Raw genomic sequence first — 23,950 nt, 5'->3', positions numbered from 1 at the left:
GGTAAGAAAGGGGAAGTTTAGATGGCCAAAATTTTATTAGCGGAGGATGAAGATGTTCTGCGTATGCTCGTTGTCGATACGTTGGAGGACGAAGGACACGAATTGGATGAAGCAAGTGATGGAAAAGAAGCGATTGATCTAATTACGAAAAATGATTACGACTTAATCTTATTAGACTACATGATGCCATTATGCACCGGATTAGAGGTCATTGAGAAAGTCAGGAATATGCCTGGAAAACAACATGTGAAAATTATGATGCTATCGGCGAAAAGCCAATTATCCGATAAAGAGCGTGTGATGCAAGCCGGGGCTAATTATTTTATGGAAAAACCGTATAGCCCACTCGACTTAGTGAAGCGAGTGGAGGAGATTTTGGATGAAAAACATTAAAAAGTACTTTCAAAAAAGCTTGCAAAGACAATTTGCAGGATTGCTAGGTGGCTTTATTATTCTTTTCTTTTTTGGGTCGGCAATTCTCGGAACCTATAATCAATTAATTACACGGGAATACGAAAGGCTAAAACTTACGTTAGATAAAAAAGAAGAATGTGCGGAAAGGTTGAATGAGCAGTTTACGCAAGCCTTTTTTGATGCGAGAGGATATTTTGCATTCGGACGGAAAGAGTTCAAGCAAAGCTTTTATGCACAACGTGAAGTTGTTCAAGATTCGATTAAACAGTTAAAGCTTATCGGGAATGAACCGGAAGATGAAGTGTTTATTGAAGAGGCCGAACTTTTCTTTTCGTATTATTTTGATGATTTAGCTAAAAATGCGATTCTTGCATTTGAAAACGGTGATAACGAAGCTGTCGTTCTTGCCTCTGAAAATGGTGGAACAGCAGCTATCGAACGATTTCAAAATCAGTTAGCACAGTACCATCAATCAATTGAAAATCAAATTGATACAGCCTACGATGACTTGAAAAAACGTGAAATGATTAGCCGCCTTTTCTATGTAGCTTTTATTCTATTCATTTTATTAATTCTTATGTTTATTTTAAGGACGATGGGAAGAAAAATTGGTAAGCCTCTGAATGAAGTGGCAAGCGCAGCGGAAAAGTTTTCACAAGACGAAAAAGTGATTAATTGGAAATTTGCGACGGGTCGAAAAGACGAGATTGGTACCTTGTCCAGAGCGTTTGAAAAGATGATTTATAGTATTCAAGAAAAAGAAGAACATTTAGTGGCGCAAAATGAAGAATTGCAGGCACAGCAAGACGAACTAGAGTATCAGCAGGATGAATTGGAAAGTTTATTGGAAAAGATGAAACTAAGGGAAAAGCAGCTCGAACATCGAAACCAGTTCATCCATGGAATCTCGAATTCTCTTGATAAACACGAAGTATTAAACAGCATTGTTAAAAGTATGGCGCTAGTGATGAATGCCGTTCGAGGCATGATCGTATTAGTTAATGATCGTCAAACATATGCCTCCTTCGGTCTTTCAGAACATGGGGTTAAACAGTTTATTCAATTCATAGACAACGGTATCCATCAACGACTGTTTGAAGAAAAAGAACCATTCACGTTTAAACGTGAGCTCTCGCCTCCAGAGAAAGGCTTTCATGAAGAAAATCTTTTTAGTTACGATATCTTCTTACCAGTCCTTTCAGCTAAGCAAGAGGTTGAAGCCATTATGGTTTTTAGTCGATTTGGCAAAGCTTTTACGGCTGATGAGATGGAAGAGTACAAAAGTTTAACAAAACAAATTTCCATTTCCCTTCAAAAAATTCATTTATTCGAGGAATCTGAAAAGGATCGTCGCATGACACAAGATATTTTAAATAATATCCAAGAAGGGATTCAGCTCGTTGATAAACAAGGCTCTAGTCTTATGATTAATTCACAAATGACGAAGCTTTTAACAGAACAGCAGTCTGGGACTCATTTAGCTTCCTACGAATCATGGCGAAACCAACTTCTTAAACAAGTGGAAGAACCGAAGGAACTTGAAGCCTTTTTAGATAATGTGTTGTTCCAAGAAGAGGATCAATCCAAATCCATTACGTACCATTTGAAGGACAAAAGAAAAGTCATTCAAGTGTACGCGGAAGCCTTGTTCCACGGTTCCAAGCAGCTTGGAACGATTTTTGTTCACCGTGACATTACAAAAGAGTTTGAAGTGGACCAAATGAAGTCCGAGTTTGTAAGTACGGTTAGTCACGAATTGAGAACACCGTTATCAAGCGTTCTTGGATTTACGGAATTAATGTTAAATAAAGAATTGAAGCCGGAGAGACAACAAAAATATTTAATGACGATTTATCAAGAGGCGAAGCGCTTAACGTCTTTAATTAACGACTTTTTAGACGTACAGCGAATGGAGTCTGGGCGTCAAACGTATGATAAGCGATATGAAGATATTGTTCCAATTATTCAGAGCGTAATCGATACCCAAAAAGTCAATGCACCGAATCATCAAATTGTCGTTGAAAAAGAAACGGATTGGACCATTGTTCTTGGGGATCGTGACAAGTTATCACAAGTATTTACGAATCTTATTAGCAATGCAATCAAATATTCACCTAATGGTGGCGACATCAAGGTTCGTTTATATGAACAAGAAGGGAATTTGAAAGTAGATGTAGCTGATGAAGGACTCGGTATCCCGAAAGAAGCCCTTCCAAATCTCTTTACAAAGTTTTATCGAGTAGATAATTCGGACCGAAGACGCATTGGTGGAACGGGCCTTGGCTTAGCGATTGTAAAAGAAATAATGAAAGCTCATGATGGAAAAGTAAACGTAACATCGGAAGAAAAAGTAGGGAGTACTTTTACACTCATGTTCCCTCTTATTACGTTAGAAACCTATAGAGAAGTGGAAATAGATACTGATGGAATGAACGTAGCCGTCATTGAAGATGACATTAACCTTGCAGCTTTATTATCACATGAACTTTCTGAAAGTGGTTTTCAGGTGCATCATTTTAAAAATGGAAAAGATGCATTGAAATCCATGAAAAATGAGAAGCCAGATGCAGTTGTGCTAGATATTATGCTTGAGGAAGGCGGAATGTCTGGTTGGGATATATTAAAAAAGATGAAAGAAGATCCAGCCTTTACGTCCATACCGATCATAATCTCGTCAGCTCTCGAAGAAAGAGAGAAAGGAATTACGCTCGGTGCTACCGATTATCTTGTAAAGCCTTATCAGCCAAGTCAGCTTTCAAAAATCATTCTTCACATTTTGTTAAAGCAAGAAAAAAGTGGGGAAATTCTCATTCCGATGCCAGATGAAGAAGAAAATGAAGACGAATAATAGATGGTAGGGGTGCTCCATTTTGGGCACCCCTCTCTAATATGATTTGATGTCATTGTTCGTATATAATAGAGAAAACGTCATTTAGGGAGGGTACTAGTGCAAAATTCGAAGTTAATCATGGAAGTTTGCTTGCTAGCGGGAAAAATAATGCTGAAAAATGGAGCAGAAACGTATCGAGTAGAAGATACGATGATGCGAATGGCTAAAGCATTTGGTGTAGCGCATTGCGAAAGCTTTGTCACGCCGACGGGTATTATTTTTTCAATTCCGGAATTAGAACAGACGAAACTCGTTCGTATTCCTGAAAGAACGACTGATTTACATAAAGTAGTCGTCGTAAATGAAATATCTCGAAAAATTAGTAGTGGACATATTTCGGTGGAAGAAGCTTTTAAACAGTTAAAAGTTGCAGATGAGCGAAATGATCATTACCCAACATGGATACAAGTAACAGCAGCTTCGTTATCGAGCGGTTGTTTTCTCATTATGTTTCAAGGTTTATGGGTTGACTTTTTACCAGCGATGCTTGCTGGCGGCCTAGGGTTTTTGACATTATTATGGATTCATTCACTTATTAAAATAAAATTTTTCGCTGAATTTTTCGCATCCTTTGTAATTGGGATTGTCGCTTATTCTCTTGTTTATTTTCATTTTGGTACGGACTTAGACAAAATTATTATCGGCTCAGTTATGCCATTAGTTCCAGGCCTTCTCATAACAAACGCAGTGAGGGACTTGATGGCAGGGCATTTAGTAGCTGGACTATCAAAAGGTGCGGAAGCCTGTCTAACTGCGTTTGCAATCGGGGCAGGGATTGCTGTCGTGTTATCAATTTAAATGGGGGTGACGGTATGATTGAACAATGGGTAACCGCGTTTATTGCATCAGCCGCTTTCGGCATTATTTTTAATGTACCGAGTCGAACCCTTTGGCAATGTGGAATCGTTGGAGCGATTGGATGGATTTTTTATTTTACACTTGTTCAATACGAATTTGATCAAGTATTTGCGACTTTTTTTGCCTCTGTCATTGTCGCTTTTATTAGTCATATTTTTGCTAAAATGTATAAAACGCCAATGATTATCTATTCCGTAGCTGGCATCATTCCGCTCGTCCCGGGAGGTTTAGCGTATAATGCGATGCGGCATATTGTCCTGCACGATTACACGAAAGCGATTGAATTTGCCTCTGTTGCTTTTATGATATCAGGAGCTATTGCAATGGGACTTGTATTTTCTGAAGTTTTAAACCAAGTGTTCGTGAAAAAAGAGAGATCGATGCGTCATACAAAAATGGGAAATCCATCATAACGGGTTTCCCATTTTCTTATTGTTACCGAAAGTTTAAGTTCAATAAAGTGTTAAAGTATTCTCTTTCCAGTTTTTTTGGTGTCTAGCTCCAAGCGCCATCAGCTCGGGTCGCTTTGGCCCTGCTGTGGCGACGGAAGCCTCCTCACAGGTCCTAAAGCGCCCTTCGCCTAAGGACTTGCGCTTTTCTTACACCTTTGAAAATATGCACCTTAATGTTCGTCTTGTCGAACAACGAGTACATCACATTGAGCAAAGCGGATGATATGCTCGGAAACACTTCCAATCAAGATTCGTTCAACAGCACTTAGTCCCGTTGCTCCACAAATAATTAAGTCAGCATCAAACTTTGGGGCAACTTCTTTTGCGATTTTCACCTTTGGAGAACCGTGGGAAAGAAATGTAACAACGTTGTCAATGCCAGCTTGCTTTGCTTCTACTTCATATTTCTCTAAAAGCTCTTTTGCCCGTATTTCAACTTCATCAATGATACCTGGGGCATAAGCTGTCACAACCCCGTATCGATCATCCAATACATGTGTAATGATTAAAGTTGCATCGTTTCTTTTCGCAATCGGTAGAGATTTTTTAAATGCGCGATCTGCTTCCTCGGATCCGTCAATGGCTACGACAATGTTACGATAGTGAAAACTCATTTCCCATTCCTCCTTAGAAAAATATGGATTACACATTCATTGTACCACAATGGAAGAAATGCTCATTTATCCAATGTGTCAGTGTAGTGAATGATAATGTCAATTCTTAAATATTCTGAAAAAATGTAGACGTATCCTATGATCCTTTTTATCATTAAGAAAAGAGGTTTTAGGGGAGTTGAGTTCGATTGGCAAGTTTAGATGAAAAACGAGTGGCCGTAACAGGATCAAGAAAGTTAGAAGAGATTGGAACAATGGTTGAAAAAAGAGGAGGAATAGCAGTTCCTCGACCGATTCAAAAGACCGTTAAGTGTTCACCCGAGGAGATGGAACAAGGGATTCGAACATTTGTTGAAACGGGTGCAGATTGGGTTGTGCTAACAACTGGGATTGGAACATCAACCTTAATCGAAGCAGCTCACACATTTCAGTTAAAAGATCAATTCCTACAGCAATTACAGAAGTCGAACATTGCTGTAAGGGGCTATAAAACACTTCAAGTTTTAAAAAACCATGGAATTACACCCAATGCTGTTGACGACGATGGAACAAATGAAGGGCTTTTACGCGTCTTACAACAACACACATTTACGAATAAACGTATTTTCGTTCAACTACATGGTGAACCGGTTCCGAGGTTGACGAACTTTTTTATCGCTCAAGGGGCGAAAGTAAATGAAATTTTACCATATAAGACGGTTGTTCCCAATCCAGACCTCGTCGTGAAATTGGTCAGTGAAATCATAAGGCGAGAAGTAGATGTTGTAGCGTTTACAGCTTCCCCGCAAGTGAGGGTCTTGTTTCAAATAGCAGAAGAAAGAGGCGTACTGGGTCAACTTATCAATGCGTTCAATCAAGATGTAGTGGCGTTGGCAGTAGGAAAAGTAACAGGAAGTGAATTAACGGAAAGGGGTATCCAGCGTATTATTATGCCAGAGCATGAGCGGATGGGCGCGATGATCGTCGAACTAGACCGATTCTTTCAACAGAGAATAAATGCTAAATAGAATGAATAAATTGTAGGTCTCGCATGAAACTAAGGAGAAAAAGGGAAATGAGGGTACATATGAGAAAATCAACAGGTCTCGTCTTTTTCCTTGTTTATGCGGGATCCTTTTTATTTTCGGCAACTTCACCGAAGCGTCCTATGTGGTATCGCCGCCTAAATAAGTCAAAGTGGACTCCTCCTGGGCATGTCATTGGAGTAGTTTGGAGTATTTTATATTTGTTCATAGCAGCTTCGGTTGCGTTTGTGTATGAACGAAAGAGCGCGCATAAAAAGACGACTATATTTTATACCGTTTTCATATTTAATTACATGTTTAACTTAGCTTTTAGTTTCGTCTTTTTTCGGTTGCGATCTCGTTTTTTTGGAATGGTTGTGACGATGGTTGTTTCGTTGACCTCTATTTGGCTCATTGTATTGGCCAAACCGATATCGAAGCTTAGCGCAATCTTACTTGTTCCATATGCCTTATGGAGTACGTTTGCTTCTTATTTAGCGTACAAAATCTACTGGTTAAATCGTTAGGATTTTTTCTAAGAAATTATTTTTCTAATAAGTGTATTTTCAAATTACTGTAAATACATAAGGAAAAAATCATGGGTATAAATGACTGACTATGAAAATAGTGGTAAACAAAAAAGAAAAAGGACCGATAATTATTTTGTGGAAATATAGGGAAGGAGATGTAATTATTTGAGTACAAAAAATAGTTTTCCTATGAGTTATCTACTAGATGAAAGTTTTCACAAAATTTACGATCATATAGAGCAGTTATCACTGATGGCAGAAAAGCAAAAAGATATAACATATGCAACATATACAAAGTATCAAACCATTCGAAAAGATTTAATGGAAGAATTAAAAGCGTTAGAATTTCTTTATAAAGGTTCAGTTAGATAAAAAATCCCCCAGATTATTTCTGGGGGGTAGAGTTTTCTAGCTTCTGTAAAATTCGGCGCTTTTTGTACAGCATCTTACCAGCCTCTCCAATATCTTCAATCATTGATTTATTAACAAATGACCCAAATAAAATTCCGGCAATGGGCACCATTTGTAAGAGCTTCTTCCAACCAAAGTTGTCCCGATAACTGACCATTACTTCCCGCCAGCCTTGTACCTGTGAAATCATCTTTCGATTAACATTTTCATTAGGCTCGTCGTAAGTAGCCAATTCTTCGATAATCGCTTTCTTACCGACAATATCTGATGAAGCAAATTGAAGGCACTTAATGATAAATACTCGCTCCCGTTTGTCATTTGGGTCAAATCCATAAGTGAGGGCGATTTCTTGGAGTGTTTTTAGAGAAAGACCGAGGATAAGCGGGATATCAATTGTCAACGTGAAAAGCCCACCAATCCCAGTGGTTGCCCCTTGTGTCATGGCAATCTTCGCCCTTGAGGCGATAATGTTGTCACTAATTTCATCCATTACCGCTATGGGCTGCTTTGCAATGTCTGCTAAGTCTATTCCCTCAATGTTTAGTTTCTTTTCATAGCGTTTCGTAATACTTTTTTCCGATACTAAATATTTTCCACCTGTTTGAAGATAGCTTCCGATTTCATCTAAAGCTTGTCCAATCTTCTTGTGGATCAATTGGGGAGTGAGGCGGTCGAGAATTTTAAAGGGAAGGCGGCTAATACGCTCCCAAAACCATAGACCCTTTTGGTCTTCCTCCCATTTCCGAATTTCTTCTAGATGTGTAAGTAACTCGTTACGTGATTCTGTTTGTGTCAATTAAGGTCACCTCTTATACGTTAACAATGCCAATTACGCTGAAAATTATTCTAACATGTCGTACGAATTATGAGTGAGAAAGGTTCCGAAAGAATAAGAAAAGCCGACTATTTGTCGGCTTTAATAAAGTTTTATTCGTTTTGGTCTAGTTCTTCTTCTTGTTTTACAGTTGTGTCGTTTGGCGTCTCATTCGACGCTTCATTGGTCACTTCTGTTCGAACAACTGTATGCGTATTTCCTCGATTAGCTAAGTCACTTAAAAGCTTTGATAAGTCTACACCAGTTAATTCTTTCAGTGGCTCTTGAAGTTGTAGCATCGTATTCGTGACGCTTTTTCCGAATGAACTGACTCCCTCGCCATTTCCAGTGTCAATGATTTTGACTGAGTCGATATTTGATAGAGGTTGAGCCACTTTTTCAGCGTAAGCTGGTAGCATATCGATTAGTTTTTCTAAAATGACGACTTCACCATGCTTGGCAATAGCTTCAGCAAGCATGCGCTTTGCTTCCGCTTCCGCTTCTCCACGTTTACGGATGACTTCTGCTTCTGCTAAACCTTGTTTACGTTTAATTTCTGCTTGAGCTAAGCCGTCAATCTCAGCTTTACGCGCATCTGCTTCTGCTCGTTTCGTTGTTTCGTAATATTCAGCATCTGCTTTGGCTTTTCGAATCTCGCTTTCTTGAGCTTCAAGTTTAACTGCGTGTTCACGCTCGAGCTTTTTAATGCGTAGCTCTTCTTCTTTTTTCTGGGCCATTAGTTTTAATTGTTCCTCTTGTACTTGCTTTTCAAGAATGGATTTTTCTAACTCGTAAGCTTGCTCTGATTTAGCACGCGCTCGCTCTGTTTCTTCTTTAATAGCTGCATCCTTTAAATCTTTTTCTTTTTGAGCCTGTGCGATTTCGATTTGTCGTTTGTACTCTTCTTCCTTTGCTTCTTGATCTGCTTTAGCACGGTGAATTCGTGTTTCTTTATCACTATCTGCTTCAGCAATTTCCGCTTTTTTACGGACTTCCGCAATACGCGGACGGCCAAGGTTTTCTAAATAACCGTTTTCAGGGTCTGCATCTCGTAAATCGGTTAGCCCGAGGGATGTGATTTTAAATCCCATTTCATCCAATTGCTTTTGAGCGATTTCCGTTACTTGCGCATTAAAGGCTTCACGGTCTTCGTTTATTTCTTCTACGGTCATTTTGGAAAGAATCGCGCGAAGATTTGCGCTTAAAACTTCCCCAATTTCCGCTTCAATCTCTTGTTGCTTTTTACCTAAGAATTGCTCCGCATAAATGGCTATTCCTTTTAATGTATCGGCTACTTTCACCATCGCGACAGCATCTGCAACGATTGGAACTCCTCCACTCGTATATACTTTTGGTGTCGTTAGTTTTAGTTGAAAGGAAGTTAAATCAATTGGAGTTGCCGTTTGGTGCATTCGAAGTAAATGACCACCACCACGAATGATTTTAATAGCTCGACCTTCTTCATCAGTGAATATATTTGTCTCTTTTTTCGGGTCGCCTAGCTTAGGTCCTGCAATAATGAGCGCTTGGTTTGACTTTGCTGTTTTATAGCGTGTTTTCATAATAAACCACCAGATGCCGGCACCAATTGCAGCTAAAATCAATATGGGTACGAGAAAAATCATGAATCCTATTGCTTCTAACATGGTATATCCCCCTCAAAAAATAATGTGAAACAACGTTGAACAAGAACAGTCGCGACTCATTCGTTCAAATGTTTCTTCCACTATTTTTTACGAACAATATAAGGATAAAGTTTCATGTTATGGAATTTTATATAAAAAAAGGGGGTGTAAATTCCATTGAATAGGGGCTGTCTGCTAAGTCTCTTTAATGCATGGGAGATGATAAGTAGCTAGCATTTCTCCTATTGGTTTTGAATGAAAGAAAGGTGGCGGCGACTCCAGCGGGAACAGCACAAGCTGAAGACCCCACAGATGAGCTTGTGAGTCGAGGAGGCAATAATTGAATGAACCTCTGCTAAAGGCGGCCACGTTCTGTGGCCAACGCAGAGGCGAATACGTCCTGTGCAAGTGCGGAAAACGTCCGCCACCGGATGAGATTAACGCATTTTAATTTACGATAAAAAAGCTTTTTGGACAGCTTCCTAATTAAGGTTAGAAAAGCGTTACCTTTAAGAAGTGAGTAAGTTGATAAAGACGACGATAATACTAATTGGCACAAGCCATTTCATTAGTAGTCGCCATATTCGATAGAGCGAATGATTTTCCTGACTCCCTAGGAGAAATTCCTCCTGTACGAGTTGTTGGTCCATTTTATGAACGATAAAGAGAGCAATGAGTAAGCAACCAATCGGTAATAATAGATTGCTCACGAGAAAATCGGTCGCATCAAAAACTGTTTTTCCAAACAGTTGATATTCTGATAGTAGACTGAACGATAGAGCAGCTGGAATTCCTGCAATAAATACAATAAGACCTGATATCCATGCTACTCTCGGACGTGAGCGCGTTCCGTTAGCAGTGAAGGCTGAAACGATAATTTCAAGTAAACTAAATGAGCTCGTCAATGTGGCAAACAAGAATAAAAGTAAAAATAAACTTAAAAACAACTCACCAAACGGCATCTGACTAAAGACGGTCGGTAAAACGATAAATAAAAGACCCGGCCCTTCAGCAGGCTCTAGCCCAAAGGAAAAGACTGCAGGGAAGATGGCAAGTCCCGCAAGCATGGATACAAATATGTTCATGATGACCACCCAGCTTGCTGCGCGAGGAATATTGACATCCTTCTTTAAGTATGAGCTGTACGTTACCATGCATGAAAACCCAACAGCTAAAGCAAAAAAGGATTGGCCAAGTGCATAAAGAATTGCCTCACTTGTTATATTCTCAAAACTTGGTGTTAAGAAAAAGCGTACCCCTTCTATTGCCCCGTCTAGTGTTAGGGAACGAATGACTAATACGATGAAGAAGACAAATAATAACGGCATTAAATATTTGTTCGCCCGTTCGATTCCGTTTTGAATACCAAATGATAAAACTAAAACATTCATCAACAAGAATAGAAATAACCCTAAAAAGGTAATTCCAGGTGAGGATATAACCATACCAAAAAGGTCTGGATACTGCGCGCCCTCTTGAATGATCATACCTAGTATCGACATGGCTGCGTAAATAAGCACCCAGCCTCCTACGACACTATAAAAAGAAAGGAGTAAAAAACATCCAACCACACCCAGTCGACCTACCCATACCCAATGAGAGTTCGGTGCGAGCTTTTGATAAGCGCTAATGGCTTCTTTCTGAGCCCCTCTGCCAATAATAAATTCTGAAATGAGCATAGGTAACCCAATTAAAACCGTGAATGCGATGAAAATAAGAAAAAACGCACCTCCACCGCTCATACCCGTTACATAAGGGAATTTCCAAATTGCACCTAGTCCAATTGCTGCCCCAGCCGATGATAATATAAACCCTAGTTTAGATGACCATTGATCCCGACGGTTCTCCATCCCATTATCCACCCCTTTGAATCGAAAGTTGTCTTTAACTTATGTGATTTAAAGATTAGGAAAGCTTCGTGCGAATATCCCATAATTCAGGAAAGAACGAATGATCAAGCACTTTCTTTAAATAGGTGACGCCAGATGACCCTCCAGTACCCATCTTATGTCCGATTATGCGCTCAACCGTTTTCATATGACGAAAGCGCCACTGCTGAATCCAATCCTCGATATCAATAAGTTTTTCGGCTAGCTCGTATAAATTCCAGTACGTTTCTACATCTTTATAAACTTCAAGCCAAGCAGCTTCTACCGCAGGATCTCCCTTATACGGTTTTGTGTAGTCTCGATTCACGAGCTCATCTGGGATTGAAAAACCAGCGTTTTTGAGTTGTTTAATGGCAACATCATAAATACTTGGAGCAGCATAAGCTTCTTTTAATTCTTCAATAAGTTTTTCATCTTTTTCATAAATTTTTAAAACATGGTCTGATTTATAGCCTAGTGCAAATTCAATCATTCGATATTGATAGGATTGGAAGCCTGAAGCTTGCCCTAGCTTGTCCCGGAATTGCATATATTCAGATGGTGTAAGGGTAGAGAGTACATCCCAAGCTGATATGATTTGAGATTGAATTTTTGATACACGCGCAAGCATTTTAAACGCAGGGTCAAGTTCGTCTCTTTCAATACATGCAATGGCTTCTCGAAGTTCATGTAAAATCAGTTTCATCCACAGTTCACTTACTTGATGAATGACGATAAAGAGCATTTCATCGTGATGGTCGGAAAGGCGATTTTGAGCAGATAAAATTTGATCTAATTGTAAATATTCTCCGTAAGTCATTCTGTTTTTAAAGTCCGTTTGAATTCCTTTTTCGTTTTCCATTTCTGATAAGTGCTTACTCATTCGAATCCCTCCATTTTCGAACGACGGCACGAACTGGGCTGCCGTCAGCTCCTTTGATTTTGAGAGGTAAAGCAATTAGATCATACAAACCGGTTGTTAGATGATGAAGCACAACATTCTCTAGTATGGCAATGCCGTGTTGATAAAGAGTGTGATGGGATTCCATATCTTTACTATCTAATGGGTCTACAGATGGTACATCAACGCCAAGTAGTCGAATACCCTTCTCTCGTAGGAATGGCGCTATGTCAGGTGAAATAGTCGGGATCTTTACTGGGAATTGATCTTGATTTTGCTTTCTCACCGTTCGAAGTAATAGTTGGTTCGCCTTTGAAAAGTCGCAATCCGAGAAAACGTTTACAGTGATATGGTCATAGGCTGATACGTCAACGAGTAGTGCTGTCCCGATAAAGGGTTGAATATCCAATTGTTCTATTGTTTCCCCATTGTCATTAAAATGGAACGGTGCATCGACATGTGTGCCTGTGTGCACACTTGTGGTTATTTTTCCAATATTGACGGATCCAGTCACCGACTTTGGAAATGTTATGGCATAAGAGAATGGTGTGTCGCCTGGCCAATGTGCAATTTCATTATGGAAGGTTTGGGAGATATCAATCCACATCGCTATGCCACCACTTCCCGTTTATTTTCATATTGCTTATACGTCTCGTTTTTCATAATGTCCTTTAATGTTTGCACAGTGTTCCAGACGTCAACATACGAGTTATATAGCGCTACGGGTGCGAGGCGAATTCCGTTCGGTGATCGGAAGTCTGGAATAATATTCTTGTCCTTTAATGCTTTACAAATTCGGGCTGCTTCTTTATGTTCTAAAAAAAGGTGACCTCCGCGATGCGCGTCCTCGATTGGATTTCCAATTGTAAAATTGTATTCCGCTAATTCTTGTTGAATTAAATTGATGAAAAAGCGTGTTAATGATAAAGACTTTTGACGAATGTTTTCAATTCCTGCTTCTAAAAAGATTTCAAGCGCACCGATCAAGGGTGCCATACTTAAGACGTGTGGCGTTCCAATTTGAAATGCACCAACATCACCTGCAGGAGATAACGTATGCTCCATATCAAATTGTTTCGATTTATGAGAGCTAAACCATCCAGCTAAACCTGGTATTTGTCCAAAATGTCTTTGATTGACATAAAGTGCTGCGACACTTCCCGGTCCACCATTTAAATGTTTATACGTACACCAAAAGGCAAAATCGACTCCCCATTCACTTAATGCATGGGGGATGGAACCGATTGAATGACATAAATCAAAACCGATTAGGATGTTACGTTTATGGGCTTCTTTCGTTAATCGCTTCATATCGAGAATTTGCCCACTTCTATACAACACACTTGGAAGTACGATAAGAGCAATTTCATCTGTCATGGCTTCAATGATATCTTCTTCTTGAAGTGTTCTGCCATCGTCACTTTTTACACGTATTAAATGAATGTCTGGCTCCAGCCCCTTCAACTTCAGCTGACTTTGTAAGGCGTAGATATCCGAAGGGAAATTCAGTTCATCTGCTAATATTTTTGTGCGGGCATTATTGGGATGAAAAAAGGTTGAAACAAGTTGGTGCAAATTGACGGTCGTAGATCCGGTTACAATCACCTCTTGAGGATTCGCTCCAACAAGGGAGGCCATTTTTTCCCCAAGCTGTTCGGATAAGTAAAACCACGGATTTTCTCCTTTTGTCCATCCATCAATGCCAAATTGTCTCCAAGCATCAAGGACGGACAATAACGATTGTTCGGCACGTTTAGATAGAAGTCCGAGTGAGTTTCCATCTAAATAGATACAATCGTTTGGAAAGTAAAATTCTTGACGAAAGGAAGCAAGATTATCGCTTTGATCAAGGTGTTTCGCATCATCTAACGTAAAAGTCACTCGTATCACCTCGTATAAATATTCAGTAAATTACTAATAATTTAACTATAAATTTTCACTGACATAGTGTCAATGATATAATATCAGTAAAAAAGTAAATAACTGGAGTGTTCAAAGTGAATACACGTCAAATGCAAGCGTTAAAAACGCGCCAAAAAATTGTGGAAGCTGGTAAAGAAGTTTTTTTAAAGCAAGGGTTTCAAAAAACAACCATTTCTCAAATTATTAAGCGAGCACAAACGGGGTATGGAACGGCCTATGTGTATTTTCAAAATAAAGATGAACTTTTTATGGAAGTAATGGAGCAATTGATGCAGCAGTTTTACGATGTGGCCAATTTACCTTACGAACCGGAAACACGAGAAGATGCTTATCGATTGATTGCTCATCAAGTAGAACTTTTTTTAAATTTAGCAATAAAAAACCGAAGTATGATGAAAGTGATGAAAGAGGCTATCGGCTGTTCCCCTCTCGTTGAAGAGAAATGGAAAATGATTCGTACTCGCTTTTTCACTTCGATTGAACGAGATATTCAATATGCTCAATCGAAGGGGTTAGCCAAGAAAGAGCTAAATCCAAGTCTTGCGGGTCGGACATGGTTTTATGCTAACGAAATGTTTATGTGGGAAATTGTTGAACAAAATGATATCGATATCGAAGCGATTGTCACGACATTAACAACGATGTACTTAGAAGGGGTATATTGATTTTCCAACTATTTTCATAAAGATTTCCTACTTATCCCAATCTATTTTAGGTGAATCGGGCGATGTGAAGTAATAGAGTCTTCACCGATAATAAAAATGAAAACGTATGATTGAGGTGAACTCTATGAAATCATTGTATTCTTATTTCCTTATTTTTTTCATGGCTATTGGAATCCTCCAAATTGGTAGTCATTCAGTATTTGCAGAAGAGTCAGTCACTGATGAAGTTGAAGAGTCTGCGGTTGAAAACACTTCTGAATTAGAAGGTACAGAAAATGAAGAGGCTGAACAAACGGTAGCAACGGAAGAAAATACTGAAGCAGAAAGTGTTGAAGAAGATGAAGGAGAAAAGCCTTCATTAGTCCCTGGAGATTTCTTTTACTTTTTAAAGTCGTTTACGGAGCGTATCCGATTGGCTCTTACTTTTGATGACTTAAAGAAGGCTGAATTATTAGCTGAATTTGCGGAAGAACGAATTTTGGAAGCAGAAATGTTGGTTGAAGAAGGTCAAGAAGAGCTTGCGAAAGAAACATTAGAAAAAGCATTTGAACAACAAGAGCTCGCTTTGGAAATGGATGAAGTAGATGAAAATGAAAATGATGAGGTTGTTGAAGAAGAAGGACAATCTGAGGACATAGATGAAAAAGTAGCCGCTAATTTATTAGCCCTTGAACAAGTTTTAGGAAAGTTAACGAACGACAATGCAAAAGAAGCGATTGTGAAAAATATAGAGAAGTTAACCAAAAAGCTAGAAGAAAAAGTGGCGAAGCAACAAGAAAAATATGAAAAAAAACGTGAAAAAATTCAACAGCAAGTAGAAAAAGGAGAGTTGACTGCTGAGGAAGCAGAAGCGAAGTTGGCTCAATTAGAAGAAAAGTATACGAAAAAGCAACAAAAACTAAAGAAGCTGTTCGTGAAAAAATCTGACAAACTCCTTTCGAAAGCAACTAGCACGGAAATAGATGAAGAAGAAACGGAAGAATATGAAAAAGAGCTAAAAGAAGAAACGGAAGAACGTGAAGAAAAGCTAAAAGAAGAAACGGAAGAACGTGAAGAAAAGCTAAAAGAAGAAGCAGAAGAACGTGAGGAAAAGCTAAAAGAAGAAGCAGAAGAACGTGAGGAAAAACTGAGAGAAAAGGCGGAAGAGCGTGAGGAGAAGCTGAAAGAGAAAGCGAAAGAACGTGAAGAAAAGTTAAAAGAAGAAGCAGAAGAGCGTGAGGAGAAGTTGAAAGAGAAAGCAGAAGAGCGTGAGGAAAAACTGAAAGAAGAAGCGGAAGAACGTGAGGAAAAGCTAAAAGAAGAAGCAGAAGAACGTAAGAAAGCGCGAGAAGACAAAAGAGAACAGAAGAAGCATGATGATGAGGATAACGACGATGACGACGAAGATGATGATGAACAAGAAGATGATGACAATGATGAAGACTAGATCTTAATAAGCTCCTTTGAAGGAGCTTTTTTTGTTGTTACAGAAAGTTTAAGTTCAATAAAGTGTTAAAGTATGCTCTTTACAGTTTTTTTTTTGGTGTCTAGCTCCAAGCGCCATCAGCTCGGGTCGCTTCGGCCCTGCTGTGGCGACGGAAGCCTCCTCGCAGGTCTTCCAGCGCCCTTCGCCTAAGGACTTGTGCTTTGCGCTTTTTTTGTTGGGAAATGGAGCATAGCTTAAATTCATCATGCTATAATTTTGAACTTCCCAAAAAACTGTGAACCTACTGTTCACAGTTAAAAAACTCGTTTCGCTCCAATAAATGTGTTTAACCAATTTTGATTGAGTAAAGATATTTTCACTTTTTTTCCTTTTGGATAAGTGTGAATCATCTTGCCATTACCTAAATAAATTGCTACATGCCCAATTCGATCGATTCCATGTTTTTGTTTTCTTTTTTTCGTCGTGAAAAAAAGAAGGTCGCATGCTTCAAGGTTTTGAATCGACTGGTACGTGCCCATTTGGAATTGTTGCCGCGAATTTCGAGGGAGTAAAATGCCACATTGATGATAAACGAATTGTGTAAAAGAACTGCAATCAAATACATCCGTCTGATTCGAACGAGCATTAAATTTATAAGGTGTTTCTAAATAGGATAAGGCAGTTTTTATAATGCATGCTTTCATTATTAATAAGCCCTCCTTTTGAATCAATATAGTATAGTATGATGAAGAAGGGATGAAGGTTTGGACAAACATCTGCTATACTAAAAAATTAGAAGACTACGTATAGAAGGTAGGACGAAATAATGAGTATGTTATTAGTTGAACATTTACATAAAACATACGGTGAAAAAGTTTTATTTAACGACATTTCCTTTACCATTGGAGAGAAAGAACGAATCGGATTGATTGGAACGAATGGAACGGGGAAATCGACACTATTGAAAGTATTAGCCGGTATTGAATCGTTAGAAGGTGGAACTTTAACCCATGCGAACCGTCTTCGTATTGAATATTTAGCACAGGAACCAGAGTTGGATCTTGAAGCTTCTGTATTAGACACGATCTATTATGGAGACTCTGATGTGATGAAAACAATGCGAGCTTATGAAAAAGCATTAGCTGAATTAGAAAAAGATCCGTCCGATGTAAAAAAGCAGGAAACACTTTTTCGAATTCAGCAAGATATGGACGCTATCAATGCTTGGGAAGCAAACACGGTTGCTAAAACCATTTTAACGAAGCTAGGGATTACGAGCTTTTCACAATCTGTTGGTGAGCTTTCCGGAGGGCAAAAGAAGAGAGTAGCCATTGCAAGAGCGCTCATTCAGCCTGCGGATCTTCTCATTTTAGATGAGCCGACAAACCATTTGGATAATGAAGTTATAGAATGGCTTGAAGGGTATCTTGCGCAATATAAAGGTTCGATTTTGATGGTAACACATGATCGATACTTCTTAAACCGTGTCACGAACCGTATTTTCGAATTGGATAAAGGAAGCTTATATAGTTACGAAGGGAATTATGAAGTGTTTCTCGAGAAAAAGGCAGAAAGGGAAGCGCTGGCTGTTCAAAACGAAGAGAAACGACAAAATATTCTTCGTCGAGAGCTCGCTTGGCTACGTCGAGGAGCCAAAGCGAGAACGACAAAACAAAAAGCGAGAATTGACCGCATTGAACAGCTTCAAGAACAAAAACAACCGGTCCAACAAGGAGAATTAGATTTTGCTATTGGTTCTAAACGACTTGGGAAAAAAGTGATTGAAGTAAAAGAGATTGCTAAAAGTTATGAGGGTCGAACGCTTGTGGACCAATTTAGCTATTTACTTACTCCTGGTGAACGCCTTGGGATTATTGGACCAAACGGCACGGGTAAATCAACACTTTTAAATATGTTGGCAGGTCGAATAGCTCCAGATCAAGGAGAAATTGAAGTTGGAGAGACGGTATCAATCGGTTACTATACACAAGGTCATGAAGAAATGAACGAAGACCTTCGAGTAATTGAATACATTAAAGAAGTAGCTGAAGTAGTGAAGACAGTTGATGGTCAAATTATAACGGCCGAACAAATGCTTGAGCGTTTCTTGTTTCCGCGCGCACATCAATGGACCTTTATAAGAAAACTTTCAGGTGGAGAAAAAAGAAGGCTTTATTTATTAAAAGTGCTCATGGAAGAGCCGAATGTTCTCTTCTTGGATGAGCCAACTAATGACTTAGATACGGAAACATTAGGGGTCTTAGAAGACTACTTGGAGCAATTTCCTGGCGTTGTTGTCACCGTTTCCCACGACCGTTACTTTTTAGATCGCGTCGTTGATCATTTGCTTGTCTTTGATGGAAATGGTACTATTACTCGATTCCAGGGAAGTTATTCGGAATACTTGGATTTGAAAAAACAGAACGAGTTGAAAAAAGAAAAAGCCGCACAGCCAAAGCAAGCGCCTAAAAAGGAGCGTAGAAAAAGACTTTCCTATAAAGAGCAGAAAGAATGGGAGGGAATTGAAGACAAAATTGCACAGTTAGAAAGTCGGAAAGCTGAGCTTGAAGAAGAAATTGCAGCAGCTGGAAGTGACTTCGGGCGAATTCAAACGTTATATGCAGAGCAGCAATCCGTGGATGAAGAATTAGAAAGTGCAATGGAGAGATGGGAAGAGTTATCATTACTCATTGAAGAAATCGAGAGTGAAAATAACGGGTAATTTTCGACAATTATTTTCGAGGAAATATTTAATCCTTCGGCAAAAGATTTCATGATGTTTTATCAACTAGCCTTTGATGTCGAAAGGGAATGTATATTGAAACTACTACAGTGGGGAAGTCCCCACTGTTTTTCATTTCACCGAACGATGATATCTAGCAAATTTCTATTCAATATGCCCTTCGTTTTGTTTATTGTTACAGAAAGTTTAAGTTCAATAAAGTATTAAAGGATTCTCTTTACAGTTTTTTTGGTGTCTAGCTCCAAGTGCCATCAGCTCGGGTCGCTTCGGCCCTGCTGTGGCGACGGAAGCCTCCTCGCAGGTCCTAAAGCGCCCTTCGCCTAAGGACTTGCGCTTTGCGCTTTTTCTGTGAAAATAAAAATTACCTATGAACCGAATGATCGATCATGATAGGTAGATGGTAGAAAGGAAACCCCGGGGAGAATAAATTTTCATGTCCGGGGTGTGAGTGTAAAATCATGTATGTTTCTTAAGCAGATTTCCCCCAATAGTTATGATGATGTCTTTTGTGGAATAGTATGTAATAAAGAGATTATAGGGGGACTGCCGAATGTGGCGATTTATTGTTTATGTGTCGGCATTTGTCATAATGGTTATTATTAATTACTTAGCTAATTCAATCCCATTAAATGGACAAACAACAGGTGAAATTTCAAGTAAGGTGACTGTTCTTTTTACACCCGCTTCATATGTCTTCTCTATTTGGGGATTGATTTATTTTAGTTTAGCTATATGGATCATTAGGATGCTTCCCGGTTCTCGTAGGCACTTACTGATGTATGAAAAGGCCCTTTTCCCATTTATATTTAGCTGCCTTTTAAATGTTTTCTGGATATTTAGTTGGCATTATGAGTTTTTTATCAGCTCCGTTTTTCTAATGATCGCATTGCTGCTTATTTTAATTCGCTTATATCAAACTGTAAAAAACGCAAATGCCTCCTTTTTTGATCTATTTCCGTTTTCTTTATATCTCGGTTGGATTAGTGTAGCGACTATTGCGAATATCAGTTTTACGCTTGAATTTTACGATTGGTCTGGCTGGGGTCTTTCAGATGTTACATGGACAATTGTGATGTTATGTGTGGCAACGGCTCTTGCGTTAATTTTTTCAAAGCGACAACGTGATGTTGTCTATCCGCTAGTCTTTGTTTGGGCGTTTGTCGGCATTGGCGTGAAAAATCAAGGGATCGAGCAAGGGCTTGCGAATACAGCTTTTGTACTCGCTGCTGTTATCTTGATAGGTGTTGGATACCTGTTAGGAAAGAAAGCATGATGAAGCTCGGTATGGTTACAATATCATTGAGGTGAAAAAATGCAAAAAAAGAAGTATACCGTTGTTGGAACTGATATAGAAGAAGTGAAAAGGAAGAATGAGCAATCCGGCCGTTCTTACAAAGAAGTAATGGACCAATTAGCGAAAGAAATAAAGCAGAAAGGGAAACCTCATTGAAGAGGTTTCCCTTTCTTTTTTAGGTTGTGAATGGGAAAAATGGTCTTTAATAAGCAGATTTTTTGTATTAATTCTATATTTCCAGTACGATAGAACTGAATTTATTTTCCATAGGAGGGAAAACCATGTCATTAGTTGAAGAATTACGTCGTCAACGTGAAGGATTTTTACAAAAGGCGCCAGAGGAAATGAAGGAAACAATGGCAAGAGCAACGGAGGAACTCATTAATTCTGGTGTAGCAACTGGATTAAAAGAGGGAGAAAAAGCTCCGAACTTTACTTTGCCAAACGCAACTGGTGAAAACGTTACATTATACGATGAGCTTCAGAATGGACCGGTCGTTCTTACATTTTACCGTGGTGGATGGTGCCCGTATTGTAACTTAGAGTTACGTGCGTATCAACGCGTTTTAGATCAGTTAAAAGAAGCAGGTGCTCAGCTTATCGCAGTAAGCCCACAAAAACCGGACCAATCCCTAACAACACAAGAGAAAAATGAACTTTCTTTCCATGTGTTAAGTGATACTAAAAAAGAGGTTATTCAGAGCTACAACTTATTATTTGATTTCCCTACTTACTTAAAAGATTTATATAAAGATCAGTTAAACTTAGATTTAGCGAAGTTTAATGAAGAAGAAAATCCATGGAGTTTACCAGTTCCAGCAACGTTTATCATTGATCAAGATGGAACGATTGTAAAAGCTAACGTTGATCCGGACTACACAAATCGTCTAGATCCAGAAGAGGTTGTTGCGTTCTTAACGAATCGCTAATTGGGAGAGTTCATTCGACTCTCTCTTTTTTTAGGCTCTTTTCTAAAAGGTTGTTGCTTATAGTGTGTATAAAATATATTGTTGAGAATCGTTTTTCCCCTTTGGAATGGAGCGGAGGGTACTTGACTCCTGCGGGATACAGAGGAAAGGGCGAGACCCCACAGGCGCATGCCAAGGAGGCTCGACTTCCTCCCCGCAGAAAGCAAGTGTCCGTAGTGCAATGTTCAGAATTTATTTTAAAAATGACTGAAAAAGCAACAAACCATACGAAAACAGCCTTTATTTATAAGGTTGGCAATTGTCGTCTTTTCAACTAATCTAATAGTAGGTGATCAAATGGAGCTATTAGATTGGAGTTATACAAGAGGATATAACGTCAAAGCCTATTTCTCAAAATTCCCACAGTCACTAGTCATATTTCGACAAATCCGAGACTATTACTTCGTATATCAAGTGAAATGGTCCGAACTAGATCCGGTAGTGACTCGAGAGGACCTTGAGCAAATGGAATTAATGATGAACAAGGAACTTGGTCTTGAAGCTGAATACTTGAAGCGTAAGAGCAGAGTTCAATCCATGTAAGCATCTCACGATCTAGTGAGGTGTTTTTTTATTTAAACTTACAACACGTTGCTATTGTAGATTCTAGCCTTACTAGATTTAATGATATCTACTTACTTGGATGAGTTGCTACTCTCTTTTTCTAAATATCCTTTTGTTGAATGCGAATGATTCTGTGGATTGTTTTGTCTTGTTTCTTAAAGGTATTGACTATTAATAGTTTGCCTTTCAGCTACTTTAAATGTAAAGAAAATGAAGACATTAGAAATTCTTTTAACAGAATCTTAAAGTTGGGTTTATATGTGTTTTACATTTAGTTCCTATACTTAAGTTGTAAACAATCAACAAAAACAAAAAACAAACCACAATCAAAAGGAGTAGGGATAGTTTGAATCTGAAAAAGAAAACGCAACTGCTGATATCGGTGATGTAGGGATTTCATTTGGTCCTTTAGCCGAAGAAAAAGATTTAACAATTGCATACAAAACAGAATATTGGGATGAAATTCCTGATTGGGCAAAAGATGATGACGGAGATTGGATAGTTGGATACCAAGGAACGATTGCGGTGTTAACGAATAAAGAATTGGTGAAAAATCCTCCAAAGTCTTGGGAAGATATCTTAAATGGTGATTATAAAGTAACAATCGGTGATGTACAACGTGCGACTCAGGCACAAATGTCTGTATTAGCTGCTGCTATTGGACATGGTGGAGATGAAACGAATATTCAACCAGGTATTGATTTCTTCGCAGAATTAGCAAAACAAGGCCGTTTAAGCTTAACCGATCCATCTGTAGCGATGATTGAAAAAGGGGAAGTTGAAGTTGCATTGTTATGGGACTTTAACGCATTAGGGTATGCTGATGAAATAGATCGTGATCGTTTTGAAGTTTCCATTCCAAGTGAAGGTTCGGTAGTAAGTGGATATGCAACGATTATTAATAAGTATGCGAAACACCCACACGCAGCGATGTTAACTCGTGACTTTATTTTAAGTGATGAAGGACAAATTAATTTAGCGAAAGGATATGCTCGTCCGATTCGTGATGTGGAATTACCGAATGAAGTAGCCGAAAAGATGGTTCCTAAAGAACAGTATGAGAACGCGTTGCCTGTAGGAGACTACAAGGTTTGGGAGGAAGCGGCTTCTCAACTACCACAAAAGTGGCAAGAAGAGGTACTCGTACATGTCAAATAAAGTCATTGCAGTTGTAGTGGATGGATTGCGCTTTGATACAGCATGTGAAACATTTGGATTTATTGAACACTTAGTTGAAACAAATCAAGCTGCACGGTATAAAGTGAAGTCCGAATTACCAAGTCTATCACGTCCATTATATGAAGTGTTGTTAACGGGAACACCAGCTTTTGAAAATGGGATAACAACTAATCAAACGGTTCGGTTATCTAAAGAAAAAAGCCTTTTCCATTTAGTGAAGGAACATGGACTTAAAAGTGCGGCAGCTGCTTATTATTGGGTGAGTGAATTGTATAATTCAGCTCCTTTCGACTTTGCTCAAGATCGTTTGCAGATGGACGAGTCTAAACCTATTCAATATGGATTATTTTATTGGGAAGATGATTACCCTGATTCACATTTAATGGCTGATGCTGAAAACTTGCGAAGAAGATTCTCCCCAGACTTCTTATACATTCATCCAATGGGGGTGGATTATAAGGGAGAACTTTATGGGGCTGGGTCGAAGGAATATCGTGAGCAGTCTTTAAAGATGGCTAGTTTACTTGCTCAACTAGTGCCTATTTGGATGCAAGAGGGCTATCATATACTCATTACCTCTGATCATGGAATGAGTGAAACTGGCAACCATGGTGGAACGACAAGTGGTGAACGTGATGTTCCATTATACATCATTAGCCCGGTTGTTTTACCTGGAATTTACGAGGAAGAGATTCCACAGCTCGCGTTTGCACCGTTTGTGTGTGAATTGTTAGGAATTCAAGCATCAGAGAAAATGCTTTCGAAATCGTTGCCTGGGTTTAAAAAGAAGGAAATGCTTACGTAATCCCCCTATTTTCATAAATAAAT

At 38.9% G+C, this 23,950-nt stretch carries 23 protein-coding genes and 1 pseudogene; 16 read left to right on the top strand and 8 right to left on the bottom strand.

Annotation, left to right across the window (positions count from 1 at the left end; genetic code table 11):
* Positions 1-21: 21 nt before the first annotated feature.
* From ML543_RS10550 to ML543_RS10535, 4 genes are all read left to right on the top strand, one after another.
* Entirely contained in the window at positions 22-393 is a 372-nt protein-coding gene (locus ML543_RS10550) for a response regulator transcription factor (RefSeq protein WP_243387326.1), read from the top strand.
* A complete protein-coding gene (locus ML543_RS10545) occupies positions 380-3,262 on the top strand; it encodes an ATP-binding protein (RefSeq protein ID WP_243387325.1) in 2,883 nt (960 codons plus the stop codon). The genes ML543_RS10550 and ML543_RS10545 overlap by 14 nt, the downstream gene beginning before the upstream one ends.
* A 120-nt stretch (positions 3,263-3,382) precedes the next feature.
* The gene (locus ML543_RS10540) at positions 3,383-4,102 is read left to right on the top strand and encodes a threonine/serine exporter family protein (RefSeq protein WP_243387423.1); all 720 of its coding nucleotides are present in this window, start codon (positions 3,383-3,385) and stop codon (positions 4,100-4,102) included.
* 14 nt (positions 4,103-4,116) lie between these two features.
* Entirely contained in the window at positions 4,117-4,575 is a 459-nt protein-coding gene (locus ML543_RS10535) for a threonine/serine exporter family protein (protein ID WP_243387324.1), read from the top strand.
* A 209-nt stretch (positions 4,576-4,784) separates the two neighbouring features.
* On the opposite strand, the gene ML543_RS10530 is transcribed toward ML543_RS10535, so the two are convergent.
* Entirely contained in the window at positions 4,785-5,228 is a 444-nt protein-coding gene (locus ML543_RS10530; protein WP_243387323.1) for a universal stress protein, read from the bottom strand.
* Between the two features lie 188 nt (positions 5,229-5,416).
* Here ML543_RS10530 and ML543_RS10525 point away from each other — a divergent pair, with 188 nt between their 5' ends.
* From ML543_RS10525 to ML543_RS10515, 3 genes are all read left to right on the top strand, one after another.
* On the top strand, positions 5,417-6,235 hold the full coding sequence (locus tag ML543_RS10525) for a uroporphyrinogen-III synthase (RefSeq protein WP_243387322.1): 819 nt from the start codon (positions 5,417-5,419) through the stop codon (positions 6,233-6,235).
* Positions 6,236-6,294: 59 nt separating this feature from the next.
* On the top strand, positions 6,295-6,759 hold the full coding sequence (locus ML543_RS10520; protein WP_243387321.1) for a TspO/MBR family protein: 465 nt from the start codon (positions 6,295-6,297) through the stop codon (positions 6,757-6,759).
* A 168-nt stretch (positions 6,760-6,927) separates the two neighbouring features.
* Positions 6,928-7,134 (top strand): hypothetical protein, encoded by a 207-nt coding sequence (locus tag ML543_RS10515; protein WP_243387320.1) that lies wholly within the window; start codon positions 6,928-6,930, stop codon positions 7,132-7,134.
* A 13-nt stretch (positions 7,135-7,147) separates the two neighbouring features.
* Here ML543_RS10515 and ML543_RS10510 read toward each other — a convergent pair whose 3' ends face one another.
* The 6 genes from ML543_RS10510 to kynU form a co-directional block, all read right to left on the bottom strand.
* The gene (locus ML543_RS10510) at positions 7,148-7,969 is read right to left on the bottom strand and encodes an EcsC family protein (protein ID WP_243387319.1); all 822 of its coding nucleotides are present in this window, start codon (positions 7,967-7,969) and stop codon (positions 7,148-7,150) included.
* A 131-nt stretch (positions 7,970-8,100) separates the two neighbouring features.
* A complete protein-coding gene (locus ML543_RS10505) occupies positions 8,101-9,633 on the bottom strand; it encodes a flotillin family protein (RefSeq protein ID WP_243387318.1) in 1,533 nt (510 codons plus the stop codon).
* A 488-nt stretch (positions 9,634-10,121) separates the two neighbouring features.
* Positions 10,122-11,462, bottom strand: a complete 1,341-nt coding sequence (locus ML543_RS10500; protein WP_243387317.1) for a sodium-dependent transporter — start codon at positions 11,460-11,462, stop codon at positions 10,122-10,124.
* 55 nt (positions 11,463-11,517) lie between these two features.
* A complete protein-coding gene (gene kynA, locus ML543_RS10495) occupies positions 11,518-12,342 on the bottom strand; it encodes a tryptophan 2,3-dioxygenase (RefSeq protein ID WP_419095376.1) in 825 nt (274 codons plus the stop codon).
* Positions 12,343-12,355: 13 nt separating this feature from the next.
* Positions 12,356-12,988 (bottom strand): arylformamidase, encoded by a 633-nt coding sequence (gene kynB, locus ML543_RS10490; protein ID WP_243387315.1) that lies wholly within the window; start codon positions 12,986-12,988, stop codon positions 12,356-12,358.
* 2 nt (positions 12,989-12,990) lie between these two features.
* Positions 12,991-14,262 carry a kynureninase gene (kynU, locus tag ML543_RS10485; protein ID WP_243387314.1) on the bottom strand — a complete coding sequence of 424 codons (1,272 nt, stop codon included), beginning with the start codon at positions 14,260-14,262 and terminating at the stop codon, positions 12,991-12,993.
* Between the two features lie 116 nt (positions 14,263-14,378).
* Between kynU and ML543_RS10480 the strand changes: the two genes are divergently transcribed.
* Both ML543_RS10480 and ML543_RS10475 read left to right on the top strand, forming a co-directional pair.
* Positions 14,379-14,969 carry a TetR/AcrR family transcriptional regulator gene (locus tag ML543_RS10480; protein WP_243387313.1) on the top strand — a complete coding sequence of 197 codons (591 nt, stop codon included), beginning with the start codon at positions 14,379-14,381 and terminating at the stop codon, positions 14,967-14,969.
* Between the two features lie 124 nt (positions 14,970-15,093).
* Positions 15,094-16,395 (top strand): DUF5667 domain-containing protein, encoded by a 1,302-nt coding sequence (locus ML543_RS10475; RefSeq protein ID WP_243387312.1) that lies wholly within the window; start codon positions 15,094-15,096, stop codon positions 16,393-16,395.
* 293 nt (positions 16,396-16,688) lie between these two features.
* Here ML543_RS10475 and ML543_RS10470 read toward each other — a convergent pair whose 3' ends face one another.
* The gene (locus ML543_RS10470; protein ID WP_243387311.1) at positions 16,689-17,078 is read right to left on the bottom strand and encodes a C40 family peptidase; all 390 of its coding nucleotides are present in this window, start codon (positions 17,076-17,078) and stop codon (positions 16,689-16,691) included.
* A gap of 122 nt (positions 17,079-17,200) precedes the next feature.
* On the opposite strand from ML543_RS10470, the gene ML543_RS10465 reads away from it, so the two are divergent.
* The 7 genes and pseudogenes from ML543_RS10465 (at position 17,201) to ML543_RS10435 (ending at position 23,927) form a co-directional block, all read left to right on the top strand.
* The gene (locus ML543_RS10465) at positions 17,201-19,096 is read left to right on the top strand and encodes an ABC-F family ATP-binding cassette domain-containing protein (RefSeq protein ID WP_243387310.1); all 1,896 of its coding nucleotides are present in this window, start codon (positions 17,201-17,203) and stop codon (positions 19,094-19,096) included.
* Between the two features lie 571 nt (positions 19,097-19,667).
* Positions 19,668-20,390, top strand: coding sequence for a tryptophan-rich sensory protein (locus ML543_RS10460; RefSeq protein WP_243387309.1), 723 nt, complete (start codon positions 19,668-19,670; stop codon positions 20,388-20,390).
* A 39-nt stretch (positions 20,391-20,429) separates the two neighbouring features.
* Positions 20,430-20,567 carry a hypothetical protein gene (locus ML543_RS10455; RefSeq protein WP_243387308.1) on the top strand — a complete coding sequence of 46 codons (138 nt, stop codon included), beginning with the start codon at positions 20,430-20,432 and terminating at the stop codon, positions 20,565-20,567.
* Between the two features lie 125 nt (positions 20,568-20,692).
* Positions 20,693-21,340 (top strand): peroxiredoxin-like family protein, encoded by a 648-nt coding sequence (locus ML543_RS10450; protein ID WP_243387307.1) that lies wholly within the window; start codon positions 20,693-20,695, stop codon positions 21,338-21,340.
* A 336-nt stretch (positions 21,341-21,676) separates the two neighbouring features.
* A complete protein-coding gene (locus tag ML543_RS10445; protein WP_243387306.1) occupies positions 21,677-21,922 on the top strand; it encodes a hypothetical protein in 246 nt (81 codons plus the stop codon).
* 366 nt (positions 21,923-22,288) lie between these two features.
* A pseudogene (locus tag ML543_RS10440) lies at positions 22,289-23,101 on the top strand (ABC transporter substrate-binding protein); the annotation flags it as partial.
* Complete coding sequence (locus tag ML543_RS10435) at positions 23,091-23,927, top strand: alkaline phosphatase family protein (protein ID WP_243387305.1); 837 nt, start codon at positions 23,091-23,093, stop codon at positions 23,925-23,927. The pseudogene ML543_RS10440 and the gene ML543_RS10435, both read left to right, overlap by 11 nt.
* Positions 23,928-23,950 lie beyond the last annotated feature (23 nt).

The organism is Bacillus kexueae (assembly GCF_022809095.1).
In the GTDB taxonomy this organism is placed as follows: domain Bacteria; phylum Bacillota; class Bacilli; order Bacillales; family Aeribacillaceae; genus Bacillus_BZ; species Bacillus_BZ kexueae.
The sequence above is the reverse complement of the archived record's forward strand: the minus strand, read 5'-3'. Positions and strand labels throughout refer to the sequence as shown.